General features: G+C 68.5%; 25 protein-coding genes and 3 tRNA genes. 6 read left to right on the plus strand and 22 right to left on the minus strand.

Annotated features, from left to right (window positions below; all coding sequences use genetic code 11):
* The first annotated feature begins 318 nt into the window (after positions 1-318).
* The 4 genes from BGN95_RS17880 to BGN95_RS17895 all read left to right on the plus strand — a co-directional run bounded on the left by BGN95_RS17880 (position 319) and on the right by BGN95_RS17895 (position 2,604).
* On the plus strand, positions 319-600 hold the full coding sequence (locus BGN95_RS17880) for an integration host factor subunit beta (RefSeq protein WP_179512017.1): 282 nt from the start codon (positions 319-321) through the stop codon (positions 598-600).
* A 38-nt stretch (positions 601-638) separates the two neighbouring features.
* Positions 639-722 (plus strand) — tRNA-Leu (locus BGN95_RS17885).
* Positions 723-796: 74 nt separating this feature from the next.
* Complete coding sequence (locus BGN95_RS17890) at positions 797-2,176, plus strand: ABC transporter substrate-binding protein (RefSeq protein WP_286773517.1); 1,380 nt, start codon at positions 797-799, stop codon at positions 2,174-2,176.
* An 11-nt stretch (positions 2,177-2,187) separates the two neighbouring features.
* On the plus strand, positions 2,188-2,604 hold the full coding sequence (locus BGN95_RS17895) for a DUF4112 domain-containing protein (RefSeq protein WP_265268925.1): 417 nt from the start codon (positions 2,188-2,190) through the stop codon (positions 2,602-2,604).
* 62 nt (positions 2,605-2,666) lie between these two features.
* On the opposite strand, the gene BGN95_RS17900 is transcribed toward BGN95_RS17895, so the two are convergent.
* Together BGN95_RS17900 and BGN95_RS17905 are read right to left on the minus strand one after the other, a co-directional pair.
* The gene (locus tag BGN95_RS17900; RefSeq protein WP_286773518.1) at positions 2,667-3,863 is read right to left on the minus strand and encodes an exo-beta-N-acetylmuramidase NamZ family protein; all 1,197 of its coding nucleotides are present in this window, start codon (positions 3,861-3,863) and stop codon (positions 2,667-2,669) included.
* Positions 3,860-4,465: a DOMON-like domain-containing protein gene (locus BGN95_RS17905; RefSeq protein ID WP_286773519.1), complete on the minus strand. Its 606-nt coding sequence runs from the start codon at positions 4,463-4,465 to the stop codon at positions 3,860-3,862. Before BGN95_RS17905 ends, BGN95_RS17900 begins: the two co-directional genes overlap by 4 nt.
* Before the next feature lie 54 nt (positions 4,466-4,519).
* Here BGN95_RS17905 and rimO point away from each other — a divergent pair, with 54 nt between their 5' ends.
* Together rimO and BGN95_RS17915 are read left to right on the plus strand one after the other, a co-directional pair.
* Positions 4,520-5,857 (plus strand): 30S ribosomal protein S12 methylthiotransferase RimO, encoded by a 1,338-nt coding sequence (gene rimO / locus BGN95_RS17910; RefSeq protein WP_286773520.1) that lies wholly within the window; start codon positions 4,520-4,522, stop codon positions 5,855-5,857.
* 66 nt (positions 5,858-5,923) lie between these two features.
* Positions 5,924-6,000: transfer RNA gene (locus BGN95_RS17915), tRNA-Met, on the plus strand.
* A gap of 4 nt (positions 6,001-6,004) precedes the next feature.
* Here the strand turns inward: BGN95_RS17915 and BGN95_RS17920 are convergent.
* The 20 genes from BGN95_RS17920 to BGN95_RS18015 all read right to left on the minus strand — a co-directional run.
* Positions 6,005-6,508, minus strand: coding sequence for a 2'-5' RNA ligase family protein (locus BGN95_RS17920; RefSeq protein WP_265268921.1), 504 nt, complete (start codon positions 6,506-6,508; stop codon positions 6,005-6,007).
* Positions 6,505-8,388, minus strand: coding sequence for a potassium transporter Kup (locus BGN95_RS17925; protein WP_265269009.1), 1,884 nt, complete (start codon positions 8,386-8,388; stop codon positions 6,505-6,507). Before BGN95_RS17925 ends, BGN95_RS17920 begins: the two co-directional genes overlap by 4 nt.
* 400 nt (positions 8,389-8,788) lie before the next feature.
* Positions 8,789-9,445 (minus strand): tetratricopeptide repeat protein, encoded by a 657-nt coding sequence (locus tag BGN95_RS17930; RefSeq protein WP_286773521.1) that lies wholly within the window; start codon positions 9,443-9,445, stop codon positions 8,789-8,791.
* Positions 9,442-9,876 carry a cytochrome c maturation protein CcmE gene (ccmE, locus tag BGN95_RS17935; RefSeq protein WP_265268919.1) on the minus strand — a complete coding sequence of 145 codons (435 nt, stop codon included), beginning with the start codon at positions 9,874-9,876 and terminating at the stop codon, positions 9,442-9,444. The genes BGN95_RS17930 and ccmE overlap by 4 nt, the downstream gene beginning before the upstream one ends.
* Before the next feature lie 97 nt (positions 9,877-9,973).
* Positions 9,974-10,699, minus strand: a complete 726-nt coding sequence (gene ccmC, locus BGN95_RS17940) for a heme ABC transporter permease CcmC (protein WP_286773522.1) — start codon at positions 10,697-10,699, stop codon at positions 9,974-9,976.
* Positions 10,700-10,921: 222 nt separating this feature from the next.
* Positions 10,922-11,977 carry a Glu/Leu/Phe/Val dehydrogenase dimerization domain-containing protein gene (locus tag BGN95_RS17945; RefSeq protein ID WP_502688313.1) on the minus strand — a complete coding sequence of 352 codons (1,056 nt, stop codon included), beginning with the start codon at positions 11,975-11,977 and terminating at the stop codon, positions 10,922-10,924.
* 91 nt (positions 11,978-12,068) lie between these two features.
* Positions 12,069-12,145: transfer RNA gene (locus BGN95_RS17950), tRNA-His, on the minus strand.
* A 243-nt stretch (positions 12,146-12,388) separates the two neighbouring features.
* Positions 12,389-13,111: a type II secretion system protein N gene (gspN, locus tag BGN95_RS17955; RefSeq protein WP_265312294.1), complete on the minus strand. Its 723-nt coding sequence runs from the start codon at positions 13,109-13,111 to the stop codon at positions 12,389-12,391.
* Positions 13,108-13,581 (minus strand): type II secretion system protein M, encoded by a 474-nt coding sequence (locus BGN95_RS17960; protein ID WP_265268915.1) that lies wholly within the window; start codon positions 13,579-13,581, stop codon positions 13,108-13,110. The genes gspN and BGN95_RS17960 overlap by 4 nt, the downstream gene beginning before the upstream one ends.
* Positions 13,578-14,663 carry a type II secretion system protein GspL gene (gene gspL, locus BGN95_RS17965; RefSeq protein ID WP_286773524.1) on the minus strand — a complete coding sequence of 362 codons (1,086 nt, stop codon included), beginning with the start codon at positions 14,661-14,663 and terminating at the stop codon, positions 13,578-13,580. The genes BGN95_RS17960 and gspL overlap by 4 nt, the downstream gene beginning before the upstream one ends.
* Positions 14,660-15,676 (minus strand): type II secretion system minor pseudopilin GspK, encoded by a 1,017-nt coding sequence (gspK, locus tag BGN95_RS17970; protein ID WP_286773525.1) that lies wholly within the window; start codon positions 15,674-15,676, stop codon positions 14,660-14,662. Before gspK ends, gspL begins: the two co-directional genes overlap by 4 nt.
* Positions 15,666-16,460 (minus strand): type II secretion system minor pseudopilin GspJ, encoded by a 795-nt coding sequence (gene gspJ, locus BGN95_RS17975; RefSeq protein ID WP_286773526.1) that lies wholly within the window; start codon positions 16,458-16,460, stop codon positions 15,666-15,668. Before gspJ ends, gspK begins: the two co-directional genes overlap by 11 nt.
* Positions 16,461-16,519: 59 nt before the next feature.
* A complete protein-coding gene (gene gspI, locus BGN95_RS17980; protein ID WP_432423336.1) occupies positions 16,520-16,957 on the minus strand; it encodes a type II secretion system minor pseudopilin GspI in 438 nt (145 codons plus the stop codon).
* Between the two features lie 37 nt (positions 16,958-16,994).
* Complete coding sequence (locus BGN95_RS17985) at positions 16,995-17,495, minus strand: GspH/FimT family pseudopilin (protein ID WP_265268911.1); 501 nt, start codon at positions 17,493-17,495, stop codon at positions 16,995-16,997.
* 40 nt (positions 17,496-17,535) lie between these two features.
* Complete coding sequence (gene gspG / locus BGN95_RS17990; protein WP_286773527.1) at positions 17,536-17,979, minus strand: type II secretion system major pseudopilin GspG; 444 nt, start codon at positions 17,977-17,979, stop codon at positions 17,536-17,538.
* Between the two features lie 8 nt (positions 17,980-17,987).
* On the minus strand, positions 17,988-19,211 hold the full coding sequence (gene gspF / locus BGN95_RS17995; RefSeq protein WP_265268910.1) for a type II secretion system inner membrane protein GspF: 1,224 nt from the start codon (positions 19,209-19,211) through the stop codon (positions 17,988-17,990).
* A gap of 155 nt (positions 19,212-19,366) precedes the next feature.
* Positions 19,367-20,911, minus strand: coding sequence for a GspE/PulE family protein (locus BGN95_RS18000; RefSeq protein WP_265268909.1), 1,545 nt, complete (start codon positions 20,909-20,911; stop codon positions 19,367-19,369).
* Positions 20,908-23,100, minus strand: coding sequence for a type II secretion system secretin GspD (gene gspD / locus BGN95_RS18005; RefSeq protein WP_286773528.1), 2,193 nt, complete (start codon positions 23,098-23,100; stop codon positions 20,908-20,910). Before gspD ends, BGN95_RS18000 begins: the two co-directional genes overlap by 4 nt.
* The gene (locus tag BGN95_RS18010) at positions 23,097-23,942 is read right to left on the minus strand and encodes a type II secretion system protein N (protein WP_286773529.1); all 846 of its coding nucleotides are present in this window, start codon (positions 23,940-23,942) and stop codon (positions 23,097-23,099) included. The genes gspD and BGN95_RS18010 overlap by 4 nt, the downstream gene beginning before the upstream one ends.
* Positions 23,943-24,339: 397 nt before the next feature.
* Positions 24,340-24,942, minus strand: a 603-nt coding sequence (locus tag BGN95_RS18015; RefSeq protein WP_286773530.1) for a PEPxxWA-CTERM sorting domain-containing protein, incomplete at its 5' end; no start/stop codon positions are given.

Consider the following 24,942-nt stretch of genomic DNA (forward strand, 5'->3'; position numbering starts at 1 on the left):
TACCGGCTTCGATCGTTCGAAGAAGCCGACCTTCTCGGTCAAGGCGATGCAGATTGCCGAGGAAAAGCAGGCAGTTGCGCAGTATGGCTCGTCGGATTCCGGCGCGTCGCTGGGCGACATCCTGGGCGAAGCGCTCAAGGCTCGCGATTCCAAGAAGTAATCGGGGCAGCCCGGGCAGGATCATTTCCTGCCCGGGTCCCAGCTTGACACGAAATTACAGCATACTGTCGTTTCGTTCCTATTCCGATCGGCGGTTTCCCTGTATTATTGCGACCTTAGTAATCGCGCGTTTAACGATAATCGCTTCAGAGGTTGCCCATGATCCGATCCGAACTCGTCCAGCAGCTCGCAGAGACCAATCCCGAGCTTTCGTTGCGTGAGGTCGAGGAGATCGTATCAACCTTCTTCGACGAGATCGTGCGACGGCTGGCCGAGAATGGTCGGGTCGAGCTGCGCGGTTTCGGCGCTTTTTCCACCCGCGCCCGCGATGCGCGCACCGGGCGCAACCCGCGCACCGGGGAGATGGTGGACGTGGACGCGAAGCGCGTTCCCTACTTCAAACCCGGCAAGGAAATGCGCCAGCGGCTCAACGTCGCTTGACGCGGCGGCTCCGGTAGACTTCACGTCGTGCGCGATGCGCGGACGTGGCGGAATCGGTAGACGCTGGAGACTTAAAATCTTCTGCCATTGGCGTGCGGGTTCGAGTCCCGCCGTCCGCACCATCGCATGTCTGGGCGCAAGCGCGTCGCTCGCGCTGCTCGCTGGCTGCGACCGACGCGCCGATGTCGGGCCGGTCGTGGCGAGCGTCATCGGCGCCCCGCCTGAGCTGAGCGATGCGAGCCGCGGCGACTGGCCCGAGAGCGATCGCGCGCTGGCCGATTCGGTGGCGCAGGGTCTGGTGCGCTTCGACGCGACCGGCCAGATCGAGCCCGGTGTCGCCGAGCGCTGGATCGTCACCGACGAGGGCATGACCTATATCTTCCGGCTGCGCGAGGCGGTGTGGTCGGACGGGCGCCCGGTCACCGCGCAGGAAGTGGTGGCGATCCTCAAGCATCAGATCGCGGCAGCGTCGCGCAACCCGCTCAAGCCGTTTCTCACCAGCATCGAATCGATCGTCGAGATGACGCCGCAGGTCATCCAGATCGAACTCTCCCACCCTCGCCCCGATCTGCTCAAATTATTCGCGCAGCCCGAGCTGGCGATCGTCCGGCGGCGCAACCCTGCCGGCACCGGCCCGTTCCGCATCATGCACGCGGGTCACCGCTCGATGCTGCTGACCCCGGTGTCGGACCCGAATCGCTCGCCCGACGAGATACCCGAAAAGGTGCCCGAAGATGACGTGCGGCTGATCGGCGAGCCCGCGTCGCGCGCGATCATGCGCTATATCGCGCGTGGCTCCGATCTGGTGGCGGGCGGCACGGTGGGCGATTGGCCGCTGATCCAGATCGCCACGGTGCCGCCGGCGGAGGTGAAGCTCGATCCGGCGGCAGGGCTGTTCGGACTGGCGATCACCAATCGCGAGGGCTTCCTCGCCTCGGCCGACAATCGCGCGGCGATCGCCGCCGCGATCGACCGCGCCGGGCTGGTCGAGGCTTTCTCCCCCGAATGGGCGCCGACCGAGCAATTGCTGCCCGACCAGCTCGATTCGGCGACCCCGCCGGCGATCCCCTCCTGGGTCGCGATCGATGTCGGCGACCGCCGGCAGCAGGCGAAGGCGCAGGTCGCCTCGTGGCGCGGCATCCACCCCGAGCCGGTCGTGCTGCGCGTCGCGCTGCCCGGCGGGCCGGGCGGCACCTTGCTCTGGGCGCGGATCGGCGCCGACCTGCAATCGGTCGGCATCCAGCCGGTGCGCGTCGCGCAGGACGCGCGCGACGCCGATCTGCGGCTGATCGACGCGGTCGCGCCCTATGACAGCGCGCGCTGGTATCTCGCGATGGCCTGCGCCCCGTGCGGCGGCGCGGCGAGCGACGCGGTGGAGGCGGCGCGGGTCGCCCCGACGCTCGCGGCGCGCAGCGCGGCGATCGCCACCGCCGACGCCGCGGTGGCGGCGGACGTCTCGTTCATCCCGATCGCGCGCCCGTTCCGCTGGTCGCTGGTATCGCTGCGGCTGCGCCAGTGGCAGCCGAACGCGCGCGCGTGGCACCCGTTGAACAGGCTGCGCGCCGTCCCCAAGTGACGGATATGACCATGCGCACCGCCCGTATCGATCCGGCGATCCTCGATCGCCTGCCCATCGGCCGCGACCCCGCCGCGATCCGCCAGCGGATCGAGGTGATGGAGAAACTGCTCGAAGGATTGTTCGTCATCCCGGGGATCAACCGGCGCGTCGGGCTCGATGCCCTGCTCGGGCTGGTGCCGGTGGCGGGCGATCTGATCGCGGCGGTGCTCGGCGCGTGGATCGTGTGGGAAGCACGCAACCTCGGCATGAGCCGCTTCCAGCTCGCGCGGATGAGCGCGCGGGTCGGGTTCGACGCGTTGCTCGGGGTGATCCCGGTGATCGGCGACGCGGCGGACTTCTTCTATCGCTCGAACACGCTCAACCTGAGGACGATCAAGCGCCACCTCGACAAGCATCATCCGTCGACGGTGACGATCGAGCGCTGAGCCCCGCGACCTTTCCTCTTTCTCCCCTCCCTTGAACAAGGGAGGGGAGAAAGAAACGAAGCTCAATAAAGCAGGAACGCCTGCCGCTCGGCTTCCCACGCCTGCTCGTCCGGAACGGTCAGCGCGTCGAGATCGCCCGCCACCGCCGCCGCATCGTCGACCCACTCGCGCAGCCCCGGCCCGCCGTTGATCACGTCGATCGCGAGCTTGTCGAAGACATATTCATACGGAAAATCGCGCCACAAAGGATAATCCGGGTAGAGCCGCCGGATCGCCTTGAACCCCAAAGCCTGCAACCGCCACGGGCGGAACGCGGCGTGGTCGTACGCTGCCCCCTCGGCGTGGATGAACACCCCCGCGCACAACGCCCCGACATGTTTGTGGAAGGTCGGCTGGAACCAGAAATCGCGCAGCGTGCACCCGGCAAGCCACTGCGGCGCCAGCGCGCGCATCTCCGCGATCACCGCGCGGGCGTCGATATCGGGTGCGCCGAACAATTCCAGCGGGCGCGTCGTCCCGCGTCCCTCGCTCAGCGTCGTGCCCTCGAGCATCACGGTGCCGGCATAGGCGCGCGCCATATTGACGTTGGCGGCGTTGGGGCTGGGGTTGATCCACACCCGCTCGGGCGGCCAGCCATAGCCGGGCGCGGCGCCGGGCTGCCAGCCCTCCATCTCGATCACGCGATAGTCGACGTCGAGGCGGAAGCGATCGATGAACCAGCGCCCCATCTCGCCCAGGGTCATCCCGTGGCGCATCGGCATCGGCCCGGCGCCGACGAAGCTCTCCCAGCCGAGGCGCAGCGTCAGCCCCTCGATCGGCCGCCCGGCGGGATTGGGGCGATCGAGCACCCACACCGATTTGCCGTGCGCCGCGGCGGCCTCCAGCACGTAGAGCAGGGTCGTGACGAAGGTGTAGATGCGGCACCCGACGTCCTGCAGGTCGACCAGCAGCACGTCGAACGTCCCCATCGACTGCCCGGTCGGCCGCCGTACCTCGCCGTAAAGGCTGAACACCGGCATGCCATAGGTCGGATCGGTGAAGTCGGGCGACTCCATCATATTGTCCTGCAGATCGCCGCGCACGCCGTGCTGCGGGCCGAATACTGCGCTGATATTGAGCCCCGCCGCGACCAGCGCGTCGAGACTGTGGGTGAGGTCTGCGGTGACGGAGGCGGGATGCGCGAGCAACGCGACACGCTTCCCCTCCAGCGGTTTCCTGAGGCTCGCATCGGCGAGCAGGCGATCGATCCCGAATTTCATGCGCGATCAGGTGCCGGGAGCCGCGCGACAAAGCAATCCGGGTTGTGGAAATCCGGCGCGCCGGGGGCATGGGCCAGCGCCCAGAACGAACGGACGCCGCCGGTTTCTTCGATCACCGCGGTGAGCGCGATCCGCGGACCCGTCACCCCGGCCTTGAGCCGGGGTCCATCGGGAGGCAGGCGCGGCGCAGGAGGTTCTAGCGGCTGAGCCTGCGGCGCGATGGACCCCGGCTCAAGGCCGGGGTGACGGATGATGATATGGTGGCCACTCCGCTCGATCTTCGGGTCCGCTGACAGTGGAAGATCATGCATCCCGGCGCGATAAGCATCGAACGCATAGGCGGCCCACCGGCCCGAGGGCGAGAAGTTGAACTCCAGATACGCCGCCCCCTCGCCCGGCATCACGAACAGCTCGAAGCAGGTCGCCTTCCACAATTCGTCGGCGCGCTCGAGCGCGGCGGGCGCGGGCCAGATCACCGCATCGGCCCCATCGACCGCATAGCGCAGACACGTTTCGCTACCGTTCCGCTCCAGCTCTACGCTTACTCCGCGCACCCGAAGCGGCGGGAAATCGGGGTGCGGGATCAGGGTGAAAGACGCCATATCGACAGCACCCTAGGAAAAGCGCGCGCGAATCGCTATGTGGCGCGCTTCCCTATGGCAACCAAACTCCCCTCCCCGCCCCGCGTGGGCATGGTTTCGCTCGGCTGTCCGAAGAACCTCGTCGACAGCGAGCGCATCCTCACCCAGCTGCGCGCCGACGGCTATCAGATGTCGCCCGACTATGCCGGGGCCGATGTCGTGCTGGTCAACACCTGCGGCTTTCTCGATTCGGCCAAGGAGGAAAGCCTCGAGGCGATCGGCGAGGCGATCGCGGAGAACGGCCGCGTCATCGTCACCGGCTGCATGGGCAAGGAAGCCGAGGTGATCCGCGCGCGCTTCCCCGATGTGCTCGCGATCACCGGCGCGCATGAGTATGAGCAGGTCGTCGAGGCGGTGCACGAGGCCGCGCCGGCGAGTATCTCGCCCTATGTCGATCTGATCCCCGATGCGGGGCTCAAGCTCACCCCGCGCCATTACAGCTATCTCAAGATTTCGGAGGGCTGCAACCACCGCTGCGCCTTTTGCATCATCCCCTCGCTGCGCGGCGATCTGGTCAGCCGGCGTCCCGATGCTATCCTGCGCGAGGCGGAAAAGCTGGTCGCGGCGGGGACCAAGGAATTGCTGGTCATCAGCCAGGATACCTCGGCCTACGGCGTCGATCTGCGCCACAAATCCTGGCCGTGGAAGGGCGGCGAGGTGCGCGCGCATATGACCGACCTGGCGCGCGAGCTCGGCCGGATCGCGCCCTGGGTGCGGTTGCATTACGTCTATCCCTATCCGCACGTCGATCAGGTGATCCCGCTGATGGCGGAGGGGCTGGTGCTGCCCTATCTCGACATTCCGTTCCAGCACGCCAGCCGCGCGGTGCTCAAGGCGATGAAGCGCCCGGCGAACGAGGCCAAAGTGCTCGAACGGATCCGCGGCTGGCGCGAGATCTGCCCCGATATCGCGATTCGCTCGACCTTCGTCGTCGGCTTCCCCGGCGAGACCGAGGACGATTTCCGCTATCTGCTCGACTGGCTCGACGAGGCGCAGCTCGATCGCGTCGGCGCGTTCCGCTTCGAGCCGGTCGAGGGCGCCGCGGCCAATGCGCTGCCCGATCCGGTCCCCGAGGCGGTGAAGGAAGAGCGCTATGCCCGGGTGATGGAGAAAACCGCGGCGATTTCCGCCGCCAAGCTGCAGGCGAAGATCGGGCGCACGCTGGAGGTGATCATCGACGCGGTGGGCGAAGACGGCGGCGCGACCGGCCGTTCGGCCGCCGATGCGCCCGATATCGACGGCGAGGTGAATCTGCGCGACGCTGGCAGCCTGTCGCCGGGCGATATCGTCAAGGTGACGATCGAGGACGCCGACGACCACGATCTGTTCGGCGCGCCGGTGTCTGCGCCCTAACTGGGCGCTTGACCGCTTCGGCGGCGCTGCTAATAGGCCCCCTCGCTTCGGCGATAAACGCCTTGGGGCGGAGTAGCTCAGCTGGTTAGAGCAGCGGAATCATAATCCGCGTGTCGGGGGTTCAAGTCCCTCCTCCGCTACCATTTCCTATCCGAACATATGACGCGACAGCGGCGCCCACGGGCCGCCGCGATACCACCAGGCGGCGAGCCCGGTGATCGTCAGCGGCCGCGCGCGGAAACCCGCGCGCATCGCCGCGAGCAATGCGCGCGCCTCGGCCGCTTCGACCTTGTTCTGGATCGTCACGTGCGGGCGCCAGCCGGCCATATCCTGCGGCACGAGCAGCCCGGTGAACCCCTCCGCCAGCCGCGCGCGAATCGCCGCGAGCCCCTCGCTCTCGATTCGCCACGCGACCCCGCGGCCCAACGAATAGGGCTCGCGCAAGGTGGCGGCGGGCGGGGCGACATGACGCGTCTCCGCCGCCAGCCGCTGCCTCACCTCCGCCTCGATTGACGGCGGGAGGTGGTGGAACAAGGTGAGATGCGCCGATACCTGATTGCGCGCGGGCGGATAATGCGCCCGGCGCAGCGCCTCGAACCACGCCTGATCGCCCGCGCCGAACAAGGCGGTGACGACGATCGGCGCGGTCAAATCTCGATCTGCGTGCCCAGTTCGACCACGCGATTGGTCGGCAGGCGGAAGAATTCCATCGCGCTTTCCGCGTTGCGCAGCATCCAGGCGAACAATTTCTCGCGCCAGATCATCATCCCCGGCCGCTCCGAGGGCAGCAGCGTCTGCCGCGACAGGAAGAAGCTGGTGTCGATCATGCGGATGTCGACCCCGCCGCAGCCGTGGAAGGTTTTGAGCGCGGCGGGCACGTCGGGCGCCTCCATGAAGCCGTAGCGCAGGATCACGCGGTGGAAGCCCTGCCCGAGATCGTCGTGCATGAAACGATCGTTCTCGGGGAAATAGGGCATGTCGGTGACCTTGACGGTCAGCAGGATCACCCGCTCGTGGAGCACGCGATTGTGCTTCAGATTGTGGAGCAAGGCGTGGGGCACGCCCTCCGGGGTCGAGGTCATGAACACCGCGGTGCCCGGCACGCGCGTCGCCGAGGTGGCGGCGGAGCCGATGAACACCTTGATCGGCATCGCGCCCTCGCGCATCCGCTGGATCATCAGCTTGCGCCCCGTCGCCCAGGTGGTGAGCATGACGAAGCAGATCGCCGCGACGAGCAGCGGGAACCAGCCGCCGTCGAGCACCTTGGTCAGGTTGGACGAGAAATACAGCCCGTCGATGATGACGAAGGTGCCGACGAACGGCACCACCACCCACAGCGGCCAATGCCATACGCGATAGATCAGCACCCCGATCATGCAGGTGGAGATGAACATCGTGCCGGTCACCGCGATGCCATAGGCCGCGGCGAGGTTCGACGATTCGCGGAAGCCGAAGATCAGCAGCAGCACCATCGTCATCAGCGCCCAATTGACCGAGGCGATATAGATTTGCCCCGCTTCGGACGCGCTGGTGTGGCTGATGCGCAGACGCGGCATCAGCCCGAGCTGGATCGCCTGATGCACCACCGAATAGCAGCCGGTGATCACCGCCTGGCTGGCGATCACCGTCGCGACGGTGGCGAGGATGACGAGCGGCAGGCGCCAGGCCTCATTGGCCATCAGGAAGAAGGGATTCTCCGCCGCGGCAGGGTTGGCGAGCAGCAGCGCGCCCTGCCCGAGATAGTTGAGCATCAGCGCCGGGAAGACGAACCACATCCACGCGAGCGCGATCGGGCGGCGCCCGAAATGCCCCATATCGGCATAAAGCGCCTCCGCCCCGGTCAGCGCGAGCACGACCGAGCCGAGCGCGAGGAAGGCCAGCCGCCCGTCGTCTGCCGCGAACCGCACCGCCCAGCGCGGATCGAGCGCGAGCAGGATATGCGGCTGTTGCAGGATATGGATCAGCCCGAGCACGCCGAGCGTGACGAAATAGACCGCCATGATCGGGCCGAACAATTTGCCCACCCGCGCGGTGCCGACCGACTGGAGGTAGAACAGCCCGACGAGGATCGCGACCGCGATCGGGATGACGAAATGGCTGAACCCCTGCTCGACCGTCGCGAGCCCCTCGACCGCCGACAGCACCGACACCGCCGGGGTGATCATGCAATCGCCGAAGAACAGGGCGCTGGCGAGCACACCGAGCATGACGAGGCTCGGCCCCCATCTCTTGCCCGCGCCGCTGCGGCGCTGGATCAGCGCGAGCAGCGCGAGGCTGCCGCCCTCGCCTTCATTATCCGCGCGCAGGATGACCATCACATATTTGAACGTGACGATCAGCACGAGCGACCAGAAGACGAGGCTGACGACCCCGAAGATGTGGAGCTGGTCGACCGTCAGCGGGTGATGGCCGACGAACACCTCCTTCATCGCGTAGAGCGGGCTGGTGCCGATGTCGCCATAGACGACGCCGATCGCCCCGACAGCCAGCTTCGCCAGGCTGTCGCGTCGATGATCGTGCGCGCTGAGCACGCCCGCGGTTTGAGTTGTGGTCACGAAATAATCGCAGAAACCGGAATCACGGCAGAAAACCCGCAATCGCCTTTGAGGCGCCGCGCCTAGCATGCTGCCCCTACCCCCGCAACAGCGCGACGGCGCGTTGATGTGGGGATCGCCCGCGACTGTTGCAAGCGTGCCGGATCGGGGCAAAGTTCACGAAGTTCACACGAGTGACGGTTGCGGGGACAGCGACAATCTTTGGGCTATCTATCTGAATACAAACGTTTATCTACACCCGTCACCCCGGCCCTGAGCCGGGGTCCGTCAGGAGGCAGGCGCGGCGCAGGAGGCTCCAGCCGCAGAGCGTGCGGCACGATGGACCCCGCTTCAGGCCGGGGTGACGGTGGGCGTAAAATGCGGCCTGCCCGAGACCTCAGCGCGGGGGCGGCGCCGCGCCCTGTTGCTGCGCGAGCTGCATCACGCGCTCCAGCACCGCCAATTGCCGTGCGATTTCCTGCTGATAGTCCGATTTCGGGGCGGACAGCGCCAGCGCGCGGTGCCACAAGGGCACCGCCGCGGCGAAATCGCCGGCGCGGAGAAAGGCCAGCCCCATATAGTAAGGCGGCGCCGGATGCTTGGGCGCCAGCCGCATCGCCTGGCGGAATGCCGCCAGCGCCGCGGGGGACATGCGATCACCGTCATGCAGCGCGAAATTGGTGCCGAGCTGGGTCCACAGAATATAGCTGTGCGGAATCGCGCGGATCCCGCCGAGCACCACCTGAGTCGCCGCGGCGGTATCGCCGGTGCGCAGCATCGCATCCGACGCGACGAGATAGGCGCCGTCGGCGGTGAAGCGCCCGCCCATCAGCCGATCGCGCAACGCGATCACCTCGGGCTCGACCGCCACCGCCCGGGTGCTCGGGGTCGCGGGATGCGCCGGAAGCCCCGGCCGCCCCTGCCACGCATAGCCCGTCGCGCCGAGGAACAGCGCCGCCCCAGCGATCGACCAGGCGAGCCGCGGCAGCCGGAACGCGACCAGCGCACCGAAGGCGAGCGCGCCGAGCAGCGCGAGGATCAGATAGCCGGTCATTGCGCGAGCGTCTTCGTCTCGTGCATCTTCCCGGCGATCTCGGGCGGCATATATTTCTCGTCATGCTTGGCGAGCAAATTGGTCGCGACGAACGATCCGTCGGGGCGGAACTCGCCCTCCGCCACCACGCCCGATTTTTCCTTGAACAGATCGGGGGCGATGCCGGTGAAGGTGACCGGGGTGGTGGCGCGGCCGTCGGTGACGACGAAATGGATCGTCACCCCGTCCGCCGCGCGCTTGAGCGACCCCGCCTCGACCATCCCGCCGAGCCGCACCGCCTTGCCGAGCGGCAGGGTCTGCGCGGTCACGTCGGAGGGGGCGTAGAAGAAGGCGGCGCGATCCTTGAGCGCGGACAGCGCGAGCAGCCCCGCGCCGACGATCGCCGCCACCGCCAGCAACGCCAGCGTCAGCCGTTGATGCTTGGCCTTCATTTTTCCGCCTTGCGCATCGCGCGCCAGCTCCACAGCGCGACCAACGCCGCGCCGCCCAGCGTCACCGCATAAGCCGCGATCACGAACGGCCAGGGGCTCATTGCGCAGCCCGCCGGCGCATCCGCGCCTCCGCCTTGGCCTGCGCCAGAATCGCGCGCATCCGCATCAGCACGATGCCGGCGAACAACAAAGTGAAGCCCGCGAGCATGATCGGCAGCGGCCAGATCAGCGACGGATCGATCGACGAGCCGGTCAGCCCGATGCTCGGCCCCTGATGCAGCGTGTTCCACCACACCACCGAATAACGGATGATCGGCAGCAGCACGGTGCCCGCGATCCCGAACAATGCCGGGATACGCCCGTCGCCGCCGCGCTCGCGATCGGCGCGCGCCAGCGCAATATAGCCGAGATAGACGAAGAACAGCAGCAGCATCGAGGTGAGCCGCCCGTCCCATTGCCAATAGGTGCCCCAGGTCGGCCGTCCCCAGATCGCACCGGTCACGAGACAGATCAGCGCGAACGCCGCCCCCGGCACCGCGATCGCGCGCGCCGCGACATCGGCAAGCGGGTGGCGCCAGACGAGATAGGCGACGCTGGAGAGCGCGATCCCGCTCCACCCGCCCATCCCGAGCCAGGCGGCGGGGACATGGATGTAGAGGATACGCACCGTCTCGCCCTGCAGATAATCGGGCGGGGTCTGCGTCAGCCCCGCCCAGCAGCCGAGCGCGATCAGCGCGACGCCGAGCCACGTCACCACCGGGGTGAGCGGCCGGGCCAGCTTGAGGAAGCGAGCGGGATTGGCGAAGGCATGAAGCGCGGGCACGATCCTGCGCCAATATGGCAAGATCGCACGGCCGTCACCCCTATAGCATCAGGCGCGAAACAAGACCCGGTCTCGCCGAGCCCAGCCCCGCCTTTCACCCCGGCGCAGGCCGGGGTCCAGCATCGGGCCGATCGTAACTGGACCCCGGCCTTCGCCGGGGTGGTACGCTCTTCCAGACTGGGCTCCCGCCTTCGCGGGAGCCCAGTTAGGGCGCGCGGGACTTCACCCGCGCCCGATCAGCCGCTGCGCGATACGGTCCGCCACTTCCGACGAGGGATCGCCGGTCGCGTCGCTTTCGTCCCACACCTGATCGAGTCGCTCGGGGATGCGGGCGATGCGCGCGCGCACTTCGGCCTCGTCGCCGGCGCCGAGATATTCGAGCCCGACATTGATGATCCCGCCCGCGTTGATCACATAATCGGGGGCGTAGACGATGCCGCGCTCGTGGATGCGCCGCCCGTCCTCGCGCGTCGCGAGCTGGTTGTTCGCCCCGCCCGCGACGACCTTCGCCTTCAGCGCCGCGATCGAGGTTTCGGTGAGGATCGCGCCCAACGCATTGGGGCTGACCAGATCGACGTCGAGCGACAGAATGTCGGCGGTCGCCGCGACGCTCGCGCCCAGCTCCGCCGCGAGCGCCTCGGCGCGCGCCGTATCGACGTCCGCCAGCGTCAGCACCGCGCCGTCCTTGGCGAGCAGTCGCGCCAGCCCGCCGCCGACCGAGCCGACGCCCTGCACCGCGACGCGCACGCCCTTCATGTCGACCGCGCCGAGCCCGCGCTTCGCCGCCGCCTTGACCCCGAGATAGACCCCCATTGCGGTATAAGGCCCGGGATCACCGCCCGCCGCCCCGCTCGCCACCGGCAGGCCGGAGACGTAACGCGTCTCGCCCGCGATGACCTTCATCCGCGCCTCGGACATGCCGACATCTTCCGCAGTGACATAGCGCCCGCCGAGCGATTCGACGACGCGGCCGAATGCCTTGAGCTGCGCCTCGGTGATCGTCGCACCCGGCGCATCGGCGAGCACGACGCCCTTGCCGCCGCCCAGCGCCAGCCCGGCCATCGCATTCTTGTAGCTCATCCCGCGCGACAGGCGCAGCGCGTCGGTGATCGCGCCGTCGGTGTTCGCATAATGCCAGAAGCGCACGCCGCCCGCCGCCGGCCCGAGCGCGGTGGAGTGAATCGCGATAATCGCGTGAAGCCCCGACGCCGGATCGGTGAACAGGTGGACGCCTTCATGGGCGTCGAAATCCGGGAAGCCCCAGTCCATCGTCTTCATCCCTCCATAACCGCACGCAATGAAAGTGCGTCATGGCGCAATAATATTATCAGCCAGCGAACGCCAGCCAATTCGCGAGGATGAGGGAAAATGGGGCGATCGACGGGACTTGAACCCGCGACCCTCGGTACCACAAACCGATGCTCTAACCAACTGAGCTACGATCGCCGCAATGGATGCGCGCCCTAGCGGGGGTGCGGGCATCTGGTCAAGCTATCAGAGCGCGTTCGTTTCGTCATTCCCGTTCGGATCGGACGAAAAGCCCCGGTTCCGCTCCCTTCCCTGATGAAGGGAGGGTTGGGGGTGGGTGGTTATGGGGGGCACCGATCCGCTTCCTCGCAGGCCAACCCACCCCCGGCCCCTCCCCTGTTCAAGGGAGGGGAGAAGGAAGCGGATGACGCGCCACACGGGTCAGAACCGCCCTTCGATCGCCAATTGCATTCCCTGCGGCGTCTGGACGAAGCCGAAGCCCTGCAACCGCGCGACCTGCGTCGGGTCGCTCGTCGCGAGCGTCAGATCGGTACGATAGCGGCCGTCGCGCCAGATGCGAATCGTCGAGCCCTCGCCCGCCGGGCTGGTCAGCGGCAGCAGCAAAGCGGTGCCGTCGCAGCGCGGGGTGCCGCTCATGGTCGTCGGGATGCGTTGCCCGGCGACATCGCCGGTCAGCAGCGCGCGCACCCGCCCCTCGGCGCGCTCGCAGGTGTCGCCGGCATAGCCGACGCTCACATCGTCCAGCTCCAGCGTCGTCACCGGGACGGGCGAAAAGGCGTTGCCGACCGGCAGACTGGCGGTGACATGGCTCAGCCCGATATTGTGCCGCGTCACGTCGATCGCGCCGCTCAACCGCGATCCGGCGGCGCCGTCGGGGGCGGCGAGCACGATCCGCGCATGCCCGATCAGCAACGGCAGCGGCGAGACCCGCGCGGCGAGCTCGCCCAACGCGATCTGGCCGAATCGCGCCTCGACCATCCGGCCCGACCAGATGCTGCCGGTCACCTCGCGCGCGGTCATCCCCGCCTCGGCGACCCCGAACCACGCCAGCGCCAGCCGCAACGGCAGGGTCACGATCAGCGCCACCACCAGGATCGCCGCGAACAATGTGCCGCGCCCGATATTGAGGCGGAATCCGCTCACGGCCGCCGCGCCTTCAACGTGAGTTGCGCGGCGACGGTGCCGTCGCCGTTGGCGGTGATCGTCGCGCCGTCGATCAGCACGCCGTCCGCCTCCAGCCCGGCAAGCCAGCCGAGCAAGGCGCCGGCCTTCGCGCTGCCGATCGAGGTGCGCACGCTGTCGGCGCCGGTATCGACCCCGGCGAGCGTGAAGCCGGCGGCCTCGGCGCGTTCGCGCACCGCATCGGCGAGCGGCGCGCCGAGCGGCTGCGGATGGCCGCGCTGGATCGCGTGGATCGCGTTGACCGTCGTCTGCGTCTGGCCGAGCCGTATCACCGCATCGTCATAGCGTTCGCGCGAGCTGGCGAGCCCGTCCTGCACCGGGCGGATCACCGCGACCCAGACGATCGTCACCGCGAGCAGCCCGAGCATGATAAGGATCAGCCAGCGTTCGCGCGGCGCGCGGGCGTCGAACCATGTCTTCCACCGGGTCATCGTATCCGCACCGTCACATCGCCCTTCAGCCGCCCGCCGGCCGATTCGAACGCCCCCGGCGTCACCGCGAACCCCGCGTCGCGCAGCCGCGCCTGGACCGCATTGGCCTCGGCATCGCTCTGCGCGATCAGGGTGATGCGCAAATCGCCGTTGGACTGGAAATCGAGCGCGCTCGCCTCGCTGCCCGGGGTCGCGCGAATCGCGGCGAGCGCCGCCGCGACGGTGCGGGTGAAGCCCTGCCCCGGCCCGCGCAGATGCGCGAGCCGCAGATCGAGCTTGGCGGCAAGATCGCCGTCGGCGGTCACCCCGCGCGCCAGCCCCTGCCGCGCGAGCGAATCGGCCTGCGCGTCGAGCCGGCTGGCGGCGAGCGAATAACGCGTGATCCGCACGAGGTCGGTCGCCAGCAGCGCGAGCAGGAGCAGCGCGACGAGCAGCCCCAGCCGCCGCACCAGCGGCCAGTTGATCTCGCGCCGCCGGATGCGCGCGAACGGCCCCTGCCGCAGGTTGAGCGCCGGCGCGGCGACCGCGGCGACCAGCGCGCGATCGAGCGCCTCGCGTTCGAGCGTCTCGGTCGCCGCGCCGGCGGTGACCAATTCGGTCAGCTGCGGCTCGTCGGCGAACCCGCTCGACGCGCCGCGCACCACCGATTGCCCGCCGAGATCGGCACGGACGAAGCCTTCCTCGGGCACCGGGAGCAGCAGCGGCGCGGGCACCACCACCGCGGGGTCGATCCCCAGCCCGCGCAGCCCGTCGAGCCAGCCGCGCATCCGATCGATCGCGACCACGCCGATCGCGCGCTCGTCGTCATCGGTCTCGCCGACCGCGACATGGAGCTGATCCTGCGGCGCGGCACAGGCGTCGTTGACCACGATCCGCGCCGCGGTGGCGGCCTGCGCCTGCGTGCGTGCGGGCAAGGCGGCCCAGTGCAACGTCACCGCATCGGCGGGGGCGACCGCGACCACCGGGGCGTCGTCCGCCTCGGGCACGCCCTGGCCACGCGCGGTGACCACATCGCCCTCGATCCGCAGCCAGCGCCACGGATCGCCGACGCGCGGCGGCAGAAAGAGCAGGGTCGCCGTCACGGTGCTGTCCTAGTCAAGTTTGGACCCTCATCACCCCATTGCCGCGATACGAGCCGCGCGGGAAGTGTGCTTGCGTCGATAAGCCCGCGTTCCTGCATCGAAACCTGCCCCAGCCTAACGTCTACGGTGAGCGCGAACCAGTGCGTCGTGACATCCGCCTGCTCCTGCGCGCGCTGATCCGCGGTGATCCCCGACAGCCCCGGCGCCTTCCAGATCGCATCGCGATCGGCATAGCCGTCGGGCGGGCGCCGCATGAGCAGCGCGCGCGCCTGCCCGACGCTCATCGTATCGGGCAGCAGCATCGCGAACAGCGCCGCCTGTTCGGGCAGCAAGGTGTTGAAATTGATCACCGATCGTTCGGCGGCCGGCAGCGTGCAGATCCACGGGCGCAGCCGCGTGTAGGTCACGGCGGAAACCCCGGCGACCGCGCGTAACTCGCTCGGATCGGCCATCAATGTGGCGCCGGTGCGATAGCCCGGCTGCCCGCCAAGATAGGCTGAATCCTCCGCGCCGCCGGGCAAGGGGGTATCATCGCTGTCGATCCAGTCCGCGGTCGCCGCGGCGATTCTCCCGCCGTTGGGCACGTCGATCAGCCGCATCAACCGCGCGAACTGCTCGACCGCCGGGGGGTTGGCGGCATAGCGCCCGTCGCCGCCCCGGGTAACCAGGCTATTGAGATTGAAGCAATTACCGCCGTCGACCACCCGCGCGATCGCGGTCCCGTCGGGCACCGGCAGCGGGAACGGGCGGTTATACCAGCCGCCGGCGAGCGTGACCTTGCTCGCATCGCGCTGCAGCAGCGCGGTAATCCGCGTCGTCGCCAGCGTCTCGGCCGCCTGCGCATAGGCGCGCGCGCGATCGAGCATGATCGCATTGCCGCCGAGCCGGGTCGACAGGCGCAATTTCTCCAGCCCGGTCGCGGCCATCACCGCGATCACCGCGACGAGCAGCAGCACCGTCAGCAGCGCCGCGCCGCGCTCGCGCGCGGGGGGATCGATGCGCTTACCGGCCATGTTCGGCTTCCGGCGGCCCCTGTTCGTATCCGGTGCCGACGAGGAACAACTGGCGCAACATCGTGCCGTTGCGGCGGGTGACAGTCAGTTCCACCGCCTGCGGCAAGGCCGCACCCTGCGTGCCGTCCCAGCGATCGCTCCACGCCCCGCGAAAGCGATAGCGCAGCGTCATCGCGCGCACGTCGCTGAGCATCGCGCCGGGCGGATAGGGCTCGGCGCCATCGAGCATCGGATAAGCGACGCGATCGATCGCCTCCTCTTCGAGCCGATATTCGACCTTTTGCAGCGACGGCCGCGCGGCGCCGTCGAGATTGCTCCACCCGCCGCGCACCAGCCGCACCGACGTGCCGGTGCCGACGAAGGCGGGCTGCATCACGCCGCGCTCGTCGCGATTGGGGCGTTCGACCGCCTGTGCGAAATCGGCGGACAGGATCGACGAAAGCCGCTCGACCGAATCCACATCGTCGAGCCGCGCCACCGCCGCGCCCTGCGCGCGGATGCTGAACGATAGCAACGCCACCCCCGCCGCCGCGATCATCCCGAAGATCAGCATCGCGATCAGCACTTCGACCAAAGTGAAGCCGTGTTCGGCGGAGCGCCCGGCGGGGGGCGTGAAGCCGTGTTCGGCGGAGCGCCGACACGGGGGCGTGAAGCCGTGTTCGGCGGAATGCTCGCCGCGCGCGAAATAGAGGCCGTTCGCCCTGAGCCCGTCGAAGGGCGTCCTGCCGTCCGTGAGCGAGGGCCGCCCCTCGACAGGCTCAGAGCGAACGGGGGTGGACGGCATTTGCCTTGAGGTAGGTTGCTGGACCCCGGCTTTCGCCGGGGTGGAGGGGAAAGGCGCTCTCATCGTGCCGCCACCGCGTCGGGCGGGCGAACCATCGTCAGCCGGCCGAGCACGCGCCCGTCGCGATCGGCGACCGAGACGTCGACGCGCATCACTTGCCCGTCGCCGATCGCGCGCACGTCGCGGACCCAATGCCAGTCGCGGCCGCCGTTCTGCTCATTGCCCTCGGCCTTGCCGGCCACCGGGGGCACGGTATCGGTGACCGCCTCGACCGCGACGTTGCGCGCGACGATCTGCGCCAGCAATGTCGAATCGAGCATCCCGGTCGAGCGGATCGTCGCACCCTCCAGCCGCACCAGCGCGAGCGCGGCGAGGCTGAATACGGTCAGCGCGACCATGATCTCGATCAAGGTGAAGCCGGCGGAATTGTGCTCCCGCGAAAGCGGTAGGCCAGACTGGGTCCCCGCCTTCGCCGGGACACAAGGAAGGGCGCGCACCGGATCGGGGCCGGGGCGACGCGGGGTAGCGCACGCCCTAGCCATCGACGTTCACCGTGCCGTCGGGATAGATCGTCACCGTCGCGCGCGCGCGTTCGCGCAGCAGCGGGATCGTCACCGGGCGATCGGCGGCGCCGGTGGTGTCGAAGGTGACGCGCGAACGCTCGGGGACGGCCACCGTCGTGCCGCGGCCCCATTCGGTCGCGCGCAGCGGCTTGTCGTCAATCGCGATCCAGCGGCCAGCCTCCCAACGATCGAAGCCATAGCCGCGCGGGGTGACCCACACGCTCGTCGGTCGCGCCTCGACGATCGCGCCGTCGCGCGCAGCACGGACGCGCACCGCAAAGCGCGCGCCCTCGTCAAGCACGCGGCCGCGCGGATCGGGCAAGGCCAGCACCGCCACCGCCGACGCCAGCGCGATCACGACGACGACGATCATCAACTCGATCAGGGTGAAGCCGGCGGAATTGCGCTCCCGCGAAGGCGGGAGCCCAGACCGGGTCCCCGCCTTCGCGGGGACACAAGGAACGACGCGCACCGGCGCAAGGCCGGGGTGACGGGTGGTGTGCCCCCCGCTCTTATGGCCAGGAGCCGATATCGGCATGGACGCCCTCGCCGCCTTCCTTGCCGTCGGCACCGAGGCTCCACACGTCGGCGGCGGAATGTTTCCCCGGCGATGCATAGAGATAGGGCCGGTTCCACGGATCGTTCGGCAGCTTCTTCAGATAGCCGCCGGCCTGATAGCGCCCCGCATCGACCCCCGACGGCGCGGTGACCAGCGCGCCGAGCCCCTGCGTCGTCGTCGGATAGCTGCCGACCTGGAGCTTATACATTTCGAGCGCCTGCTCGATATTGGCGATATCCGCCTTGGCTTTCTGGATCCGCGCGGTGTCGCCCGAGGGCAGCACGTTGATCGCGACGATCGTCGCGAGCAGCCCGATGATGACGATCACCACCATCAGCTCGACCAGGGTGAACCCCTCCTCGCTCTTGCGGCGGCGCTTTTTCTGTTCGGTCGACATCGGATTCCTCATTGGCCTGCAAGCGTGTTGAGCTGGAGAATCGGCAGCAGGATCGACAGCACGATCGTCGCCACCACGCCACCCATTATCACGATGATCGCAGGCTCGAGCAGCGAAAGCGCGGTGGCGGTGAAACGATCGAATTCGCGTTCGAGATAATCGGCGGCGCGCTCAAGCATCTCGTCGAGCCGCCCCGCCGCCTCGCCCGACGCGGCGAGATAGGTGAGCAGCGGCGGGAACACCCCGGTGCGCCGCATCGCGCCCGAGAGGCTGCCGCCGCCCCGGATCGCCTCGGTAATCTCCTCCGAGGCGAGCTTGAGCCGGCGGTTGTGGATCGTCCCCCCGGTCAGCGCGAGCCCTTCGAGCAGCGGCAGCCGGCTCGCGACCATCGTCGCCAGCGTCCGCGCCATCCGCGCCGCATGAAGATCGCGCAGCAGCCGCCCGACGAACGGCACGCGCAGCAGGCGCGTATCGAACGCGAGCCGGATCGGCGGCTGGCGCAGCGCAAGCCACGCCAGCGCGCCGAGCGCGGCGAGCACGATCAGCATCGCCCACCACCAGCCGACCAGCAGGTGCGAAATCCCGATCACGATCCGCGTCAGCAGCGGCAATTGCTGCCCCACGGTATCGAATTGCTCGACCACCTGCGGCACGACGAACGCCATCAGCGCCAGCACCACGCCCATCGCCACGACCGCAAGGATCGCGGGATACGTGAGCGCAGTCAGCATCTTGCCGCGGATTTCCGCCTGCCGTTCGAGCAATAGCGCAAGCCGGTCGAGGATCGTCGGCAAGGTGCCCGAGCTTTCGCCTGCCGCGACCATCGCGCGATAGAGCGAGGGAAAACTGCGCGGCTCGCGCGCCATCGCATCGGCCAGCCGCCGCCCCTCGACCACGCCGGCATGGACTTGCGAGACGATCGCGCGGACGCTTTCCTGCTCGGTCTGGCGGGTGATCGTGCGGAGCGATTCCTCGAGCGGCGAGACGCGGTTCAACGTCGCGAGCTGGCGGGTGAACAACGTGAGCTGCTTGGTCGACATGCGCGCGCTGAGGATGCGCAGCCCGAACAACGGCCGCCCGCGCGCGGCACGCCCCGCCCCCGGCTCGACCTTGACGACATAGAGCCGCCGCCGATCGAGCATCGCGCGCGCCGCCTCGGCATCGGGCGCCGCGATATGCCCACGCGTCTCGTTGCCGCGCTTGTCGATCGCGAGATAGTCGAAATCAGCCACGGCAGATGGCGACGCCGGATAGCGCGGCGTTAGATCGCGCTTCCCTATGCCCCGTTCGGGCTGAGCTTGTCGAAGCCCTGCCCTTTTCTGCCGACGAAGAAGGGCAGCCCTTCGACGAGCTCAGGGCGAACGGATCGTGGTTGGCGTCCGATGCCTCAAACATCGAGCACCTCTTCCACGTCCATCGCATCGCGCCGCGAGACGCGTACCGCTTCCTCGGGGGTGGTCACCCCCTGCTCGACCAGCCGCCGCGCCGCATCGGCCAGCGTCTCGTTGACCGCGAAGGCGTGGCGCGCGATCGCCACTTCGTCGGCGCCTTCGTTGATGAGGCGACGGATCGTATCGTCGACGCGCACCGCCTCGAACACCCCGACGCGCCCCTTATAACCGGTATGCGCGCATTCGCCGCAGCCGACCGGCTCGTAGACGATCGTATCCGCCGGGATGCCGAGCAGGCTCGACACGCTGTCCCCCGCCGGCACCGCGTGACGGCACACCGGGCACAGCCGCCGCACCAGCCGCTGCGCCACCACCGCGCGCAGCGTGGAGGCGAGCAGGAACGGCTCGACCTTCATGTCGCGCATCCGGGTGATCGCGCCGACCGCGTCATTGGTGTGGACGGTCGAGAGCACGAGATGCCCGGTGAGCGACGCCTGCACCGCGATCTCGGCGGTTTCGCGGTCGCGGATTTCGCCGACCATCACCACATCGGGGTCCTGCCGCAGGATCGCGCGCAGCCCCGCGGCGAAGGTCAGCCCGACGCGCGGGTTGATCTGCGTCTGCCCCACCCCGTCGACCGCATATTCGACCGGGTCCTCGACCGTCAGGATATTGCGCGCGCCGTCGTTGAGCATGCGCAGCGCGGCATAGAGCGTGGTGGTCTTGCCGCTGCCGGTCGGGCCGGTGACGAGCACGATCCCGTTGGGCTCGTGGATCGCATGATCGATCAGATTGTGCATCCGCTCGCTCATCCCGAGCGCGTCGAGATCGATCCCGGCATTCTCCTTGTCGAGAATACGCAGCACCACCCGCTCCCCCGCGCGGCTCGGCAAAGTGGAGACGCGCACGTCGAGCAATTTGCCGCCCAATGTCAGCCCCATGCGCCCGTCCTGCGGCACGCGGCGCTCGGCGATGTCGAGCCGCGCCATCACCTTGATGCGGCTGACCACCACCGGGGCGACATGCGGCGGCATCCGCAACGTCTCGCGCAGCACGCCGTCGATCCGCATCCGGACGACCAGCCCGGTCTCATAGGGCTCGATATGGATATCGCTGACATTGTGCCGCGCGGCATCGGCGATCACGCCGTTGATCAGCCGGATCGCGGGGGCGTCATCGGCGGTGTCGAGCAGGTCTTCGGCGGTCGGGATGCCGTCGGCCAGCAGATCAAGCTCGTCGCCCATCCCCACCGCGGCCAGCGCGGTCGCCTGTCCGTCCATCGCATAGATATTGCCGAGCAGCCGGTCGAACGCGGCTTTCTCCAGCACCTCGACATCGAACGGGCGCCCGACGACGCGCCGCACCTCGATCAGCGCCGCGGCGTCGGCGCCGTCGCGCAGCGCGACGCGCTCGCCGTCGAAGATCACCCCGAAGCGGCGTGCAAAGGCATAAGGCAGCTGGACCGGCGGGACGATGCCGGCAAGCGGCGCGGCACCCTCGTCGACCGGAGGCAGCGGCGCTTCCTCGGCCGGCGCGGTCATCGCTCCTTCCCGTGCTTGATCACCGTGGTCGAGCTGCGCTGCACCGGCACGTTGACCCGCGGGTCCTCGATATTGCCGGGGATCGGGGCGGACGGGATCGGCGGCGCCGCGCCCATATAATCGCGCACCAGCTCGTCGATCGACGGCTCGCGCGACGGGTCCGACAGGCCCTGCTTGAGCCGGAGATAGCCGTAGCGCTGCTCGGTCACGCGGCGATTGTCCTCCGGGGTGCGCAGGATCGTCGGGCGGATGAATACCATCAGATTGGTCTTGGTGCGCGTCTTGGCCTTCGAGCGGAACAGCTGGCCGAGCCCCGGAATGTCCCCGAGCAGCGGAATTTTCTCGATCGTCCGCCGCTCGTTATCGTCGAGCAGCCCGCCGATGATCGCGATCTGCCCGTCGTCGACGGTCAGCGTCGTCTCCACCTCGCGCTTGTTGAGGATCAGATCCGAATTGTCGCTGGAAACCGGCCCGGCGATCGAGCTGACCTGCTGGTGCAGGAACAATTTGATCGACCCCGACGAATTGACCTGCGGCCGCACCTCGAGCTGGATGCCGACATTCTCGCGCTGGACGGTGCGGAAGGCATTGTCGAAATTCTGGCTCAGCGCCTGCCCCGTGGTGATCGGGATTTCCTGCCCGACGAGGATGCGCGCTTCCTGATTGTCGAGCGTGATCAGGCTCGGCGCCTGGAGCAGATTCGACGTATTGTCCGATTTCACCGCGTTGATGATCGCGCCGAAGATCGTGTCGCCGATCTTCCCGCCCCAGCCGGCAAGCCCGCCGCTCGTCCCGAGAATCGAATTGACTGCCTGTTGCGCCAGCGCGTCGCTGATCGAATTGTTGGTCTGGGTGACGGTGGTGGTGCCGTTGACCGTCGTCGTCGTCGTGGCGAGCTGACGCGCGCCGATCGCGCCCGCGACGGTGAGCAGATTGGGCGCCGAGCTGGAGAAGCTCGTCGCGCCGAACGCCCCGCCCTTCAGATTGCCGAGCAGGAACTGGAAGCCGAGCTTGTTCGCGGTGGTATCCGAAACCTCGGCGACGATCGCCTCGACCAGCACCTGTTCGCGCCGCGTATCGAGCTGGCGCACCACCTCCGAAAGCTGGCGCTGGATGTCCGCCGGGGCGGCGATGACGATCGCATTCGCCCCGGTGAAGCGCGTCACCACCGCCGGCGCGCGCCCGCCCTGGGCGCTAATCGCCGCCTGCCCCGCCGCCCCGCCGCCGGGGGCGGCCTGCGACTGGGTCTGCGACGGCGCCATCGCCATCGGCGCATTGTTGCCCGAACGCCCGCCGCCGTTGGCCGAGGTGCCGCCGAAATTCGATTGCGACAGCGTGTTCTGCGGAATCTGGTCGGGCGCCTGGCCGACGAGTTGCTGGAGCACCGGGAGCAGTTGCGCGGCATCGGCGTGCTCGAGGAAGACGACGCGGATCTCGGTGCCGCTCTTGGCCTTTTGATCGAGATCGAGCGCGACCTGCGCCAGCCGCGCGACGGTGGAGGGATCGCCGCGCAGCGCGATCGAATTGGCGCCGTCGACCGCGACCACGCTGGTCGGCTGCCCGCCGCCCGCCGCCGGATTGCCGACCAGCGCCTGGAGCGCGGTGGCGACGTCGCGCGCGCCGGCGTTCTTGAGCGCGATCACCCGCGTCGCGGCACCGTCGGTATCGATCCGCTTGAGCACCTCCCGCACGCGGCGGACGTTATCCGCAAAATCGGCGACGACGAGCGAATTGCCGCCGCGATTGGCGGTGAGCGACCCTTGCGGGCTGACCAGCGGCCGCACCGTATCGACCGCCGATTGCGCGTCGATCGAACGCAGCCGGACGATCTCGGTCACGAACTGGTTGCGCGCCGCGCCGGAGAGCCCGACGCGCCCCGGCTGGGCGGCGGCATTTTCCATCGGCTGGACGCGCAACGCGCCGTTGCTGGTCGGCACCGCGACCAGCCCGTTGGCACGCAGCGTCGAGAGGAACACCTCGAAATATTCGGATTTGCTCAGCGGGCGATCGGTCACCACCGTCACCTTGCCCTGCACGCGGCCGTCGATGATGAACACGCGGCCGGTCACCTTCGCCGCATCGGCGATGAAGGCGCGGATATCGGCGTCGCGCACGTTGAGCGTGGTCTGCGCGGCGACCGGGGCGGCAAGCGCCAGTGCGATGCCGCTGGCGAAACAAAGCAGCCTCATTGCGGCGCCACCGCAAGGCTGAGCGGGATCGACTGGCCGTCGCGCTGCACGGTCAGCGAGAGCGTGCCGCCACCATTCAACCCGCCGGCGATGATATCCAGATCGGCCGGATTGCTGATCGACCGACCCCCAACTGCGGTGATGATGTCACCCTCCTTCAATCCGGCGGCGCGAAACGCGGCGCCGGAACCTTGCGAACGTACGACGAGGCCGGCGATCTTGCCGCCCTCGATACGCGGCACGAAACCGACCTCGGCGCGGAACCGACTAATCGTGATCCCGCCCCCCGGCGGGGGGTTGCCCGCCACCGGCGGCGGCACGGCGCCCGGCGCCGGCGCGACGCCAGGCGACGCCGCATTCGCCGTCCCGGCCGACTGATCGAGGAACAGATCCTCGCGCGCACCGCCGCGATCGATCGTCACATGATCGAACGCGACTTCCTTCAGCGTCACCCCGGGGATGATCTCCTCTCCGACGGCGACGCTTTTCTGGATGCCGTCGGGACCGGCGATGATCGCCGAGCCGCGCCCGCTGGCCTCGTCGACGCGCGTGCCGAACAAGGTCAGGCGCAGCGAGGTGACCACGGCCGGCGCATCGCCGCCGCCCTCCAACCGATAGAAAGGATCGAACCCGCGCAGCACGTCGCCCGGCGCGGCGGGGATCGTCGGCACGCTCGCGCGCCATTCGCCGACCGGGGCGACCGGCGTCACCGCTACCCACACCAGCCGCGCGGCCTGAAAAGCGAGCAGCCCGAGCAGGACCAGCTCGGCCGCCGAATAGACGCTGGGGATCGGCAATCTCTGCATGATCGCCCGCGCCCGGGCGTCGAACTTCAACTTCATCTAACGCCCATCCCGCGCACCCCACGGCGCGACACTACCGCGAGACGGGCGGCTTGGGTATAGTTATCAGACGATAAAGCCCTGCATCGCACCGCGATCTCGCGGCAACACGGCGAGAATTGCCCCGTAATGAGGATCGGCCGCGCGCGATTTCATGCGCGGTTCATCGCGGGGCACGGCGCGGCTTGTCCGCTGCTATGACGCCAATGCCGCCGACATCGCAGGATGACGTTCCACGCATCACGCCTGCTACATATCACCTAAGGCCTTCCGCCACGGGCGTCGCGCTTGCCGCCCGAGATCCCGGCTTGGGCTGGGATGACAGGGCCATGCAAAGAAAAAACCGGCCGGTCCGATTGGACCGACCGGCTTTCATTTCCGTGGACCGGAAAGCGTCTTAGGCAGTCGCGAGCGTCGTGCTGCGACGGCGACGCATCGCGCCGGCCACACCGCCGAAGCCGAGGATCATCAGACCCCAGGTCGCCGGCTCGGGAACCCCGCCCGAGCTGAGCGAGAAGGTGCCCTGATAGTCGCGCGCCGACCCACCGGTCTGGCCGATACGGCCGGCATAGGTGTAGCCGCCGACCAGATTGGTCGTGCCGCGCGTCCAGTCGAACGAGTCGAGCGTGTACTTCACGCCGTTGAGGATGCCCGAACCGGTGAGCCCGACGAACTCCTGGGTGCCCGGGGTGTACTTCCCGGTGAGCGTGAGGGACTTGCCCGCCTCGGTCAGCACCAGCGTGAGGTTATAATAAGGATCGGAGTTGGTGTAGTGGGCGCTCGCCCCCGTCGGCCAACCGTCACCGGTGATCTGGAAGTCGCCGTCGGTCGCCAGACCACCCAGCGAAATCCCCGAGAAATTGTCGTTCGAGTTCACGTAACCCTGGTCGGTGGGGTGACGGATGAACAGGTTGTAGAAGCTGTCAGCGGTCGTGTTCCACACCGTACCCGTCGGGCCGGTGACCGATGCGGACGTCAGCACCGGGACGGCCGATGCCGG

The organism is Sphingomonas sp. 66-10, assembly GCF_001897045.1.
Classification (GTDB): Bacteria; Pseudomonadota; Alphaproteobacteria; order Sphingomonadales; family Sphingomonadaceae; genus Sphingomonas; species Sphingomonas lycopersici.

Bases quoted from the DNA above. Each gene is read 5' to 3' on its own strand.
- BGN95_RS17880 (WP_179512017.1), top strand. From the start codon at position 319: ATGATCCGATCCGAACTCGTCCAGCAGCTCGCAGAGACCAATCCCGAG.
- BGN95_RS17895 (WP_265268925.1), top strand. From the start codon at position 2,188: ATGCGCACCGCCCGTATCGATCCGGCGATCCTCGATCGCCTGCCCATC.
- BGN95_RS17900 (WP_286773518.1), bottom strand. From the start codon at position 3,863: ATGAAATTCGGGATCGATCGCCTGCTCGCCGATGCGAGCCTCAGGAAA.
- BGN95_RS17905 (WP_286773519.1), bottom strand. From the start codon at position 4,465: ATGGCGTCTTTCACCCTGATCCCGCACCCCGATTTCCCGCCGCTTCGG.
- rimO (WP_286773520.1), top strand. From the start codon at position 4,520: ATGGCAACCAAACTCCCCTCCCCGCCCCGCGTGGGCATGGTTTCGCTC.
- BGN95_RS17930 (WP_286773521.1), bottom strand. From the start codon at position 9,445: ATGACCGGCTATCTGATCCTCGCGCTGCTCGGCGCGCTCGCCTTCGGT.
- ccmE (WP_265268919.1), bottom strand. From the start codon at position 9,876: ATGAAGGCCAAGCATCAACGGCTGACGCTGGCGTTGCTGGCGGTGGCG.
- BGN95_RS17945 (WP_502688313.1), bottom strand. From the start codon at position 11,977: ATGAAGACGATGGACTGGGGCTTCCCGGATTTCGACGCCCATGAAGGC.
- BGN95_RS17960 (WP_265268915.1), bottom strand. From the start codon at position 13,581: ATGACCCGGTGGAAGACATGGTTCGACGCCCGCGCGCCGCGCGAACGC.
- gspK (WP_286773525.1), bottom strand. From the start codon at position 15,676: ATGGCCGGTAAGCGCATCGATCCCCCCGCGCGCGAGCGCGGCGCGGCG.
- gspJ (WP_286773526.1), bottom strand. From the start codon at position 16,460: ATGCCGTCCACCCCCGTTCGCTCTGAGCCTGTCGAGGGGCGGCCCTCG.
- gspG (WP_286773527.1), bottom strand. From the start codon at position 17,979: ATGTCGACCGAACAGAAAAAGCGCCGCCGCAAGAGCGAGGAGGGGTTC.
- BGN95_RS18000 (WP_265268909.1), bottom strand. From the start codon at position 20,911: ATGACCGCGCCGGCCGAGGAAGCGCCGCTGCCTCCGGTCGACGAGGGT.
- gspD (WP_286773528.1), bottom strand. From the start codon at position 23,100: ATGAGGCTGCTTTGTTTCGCCAGCGGCATCGCACTGGCGCTTGCCGCC.
- BGN95_RS18010 (WP_286773529.1), bottom strand. From the start codon at position 23,942: ATGAAGTTGAAGTTCGACGCCCGGGCGCGGGCGATCATGCAGAGATTG.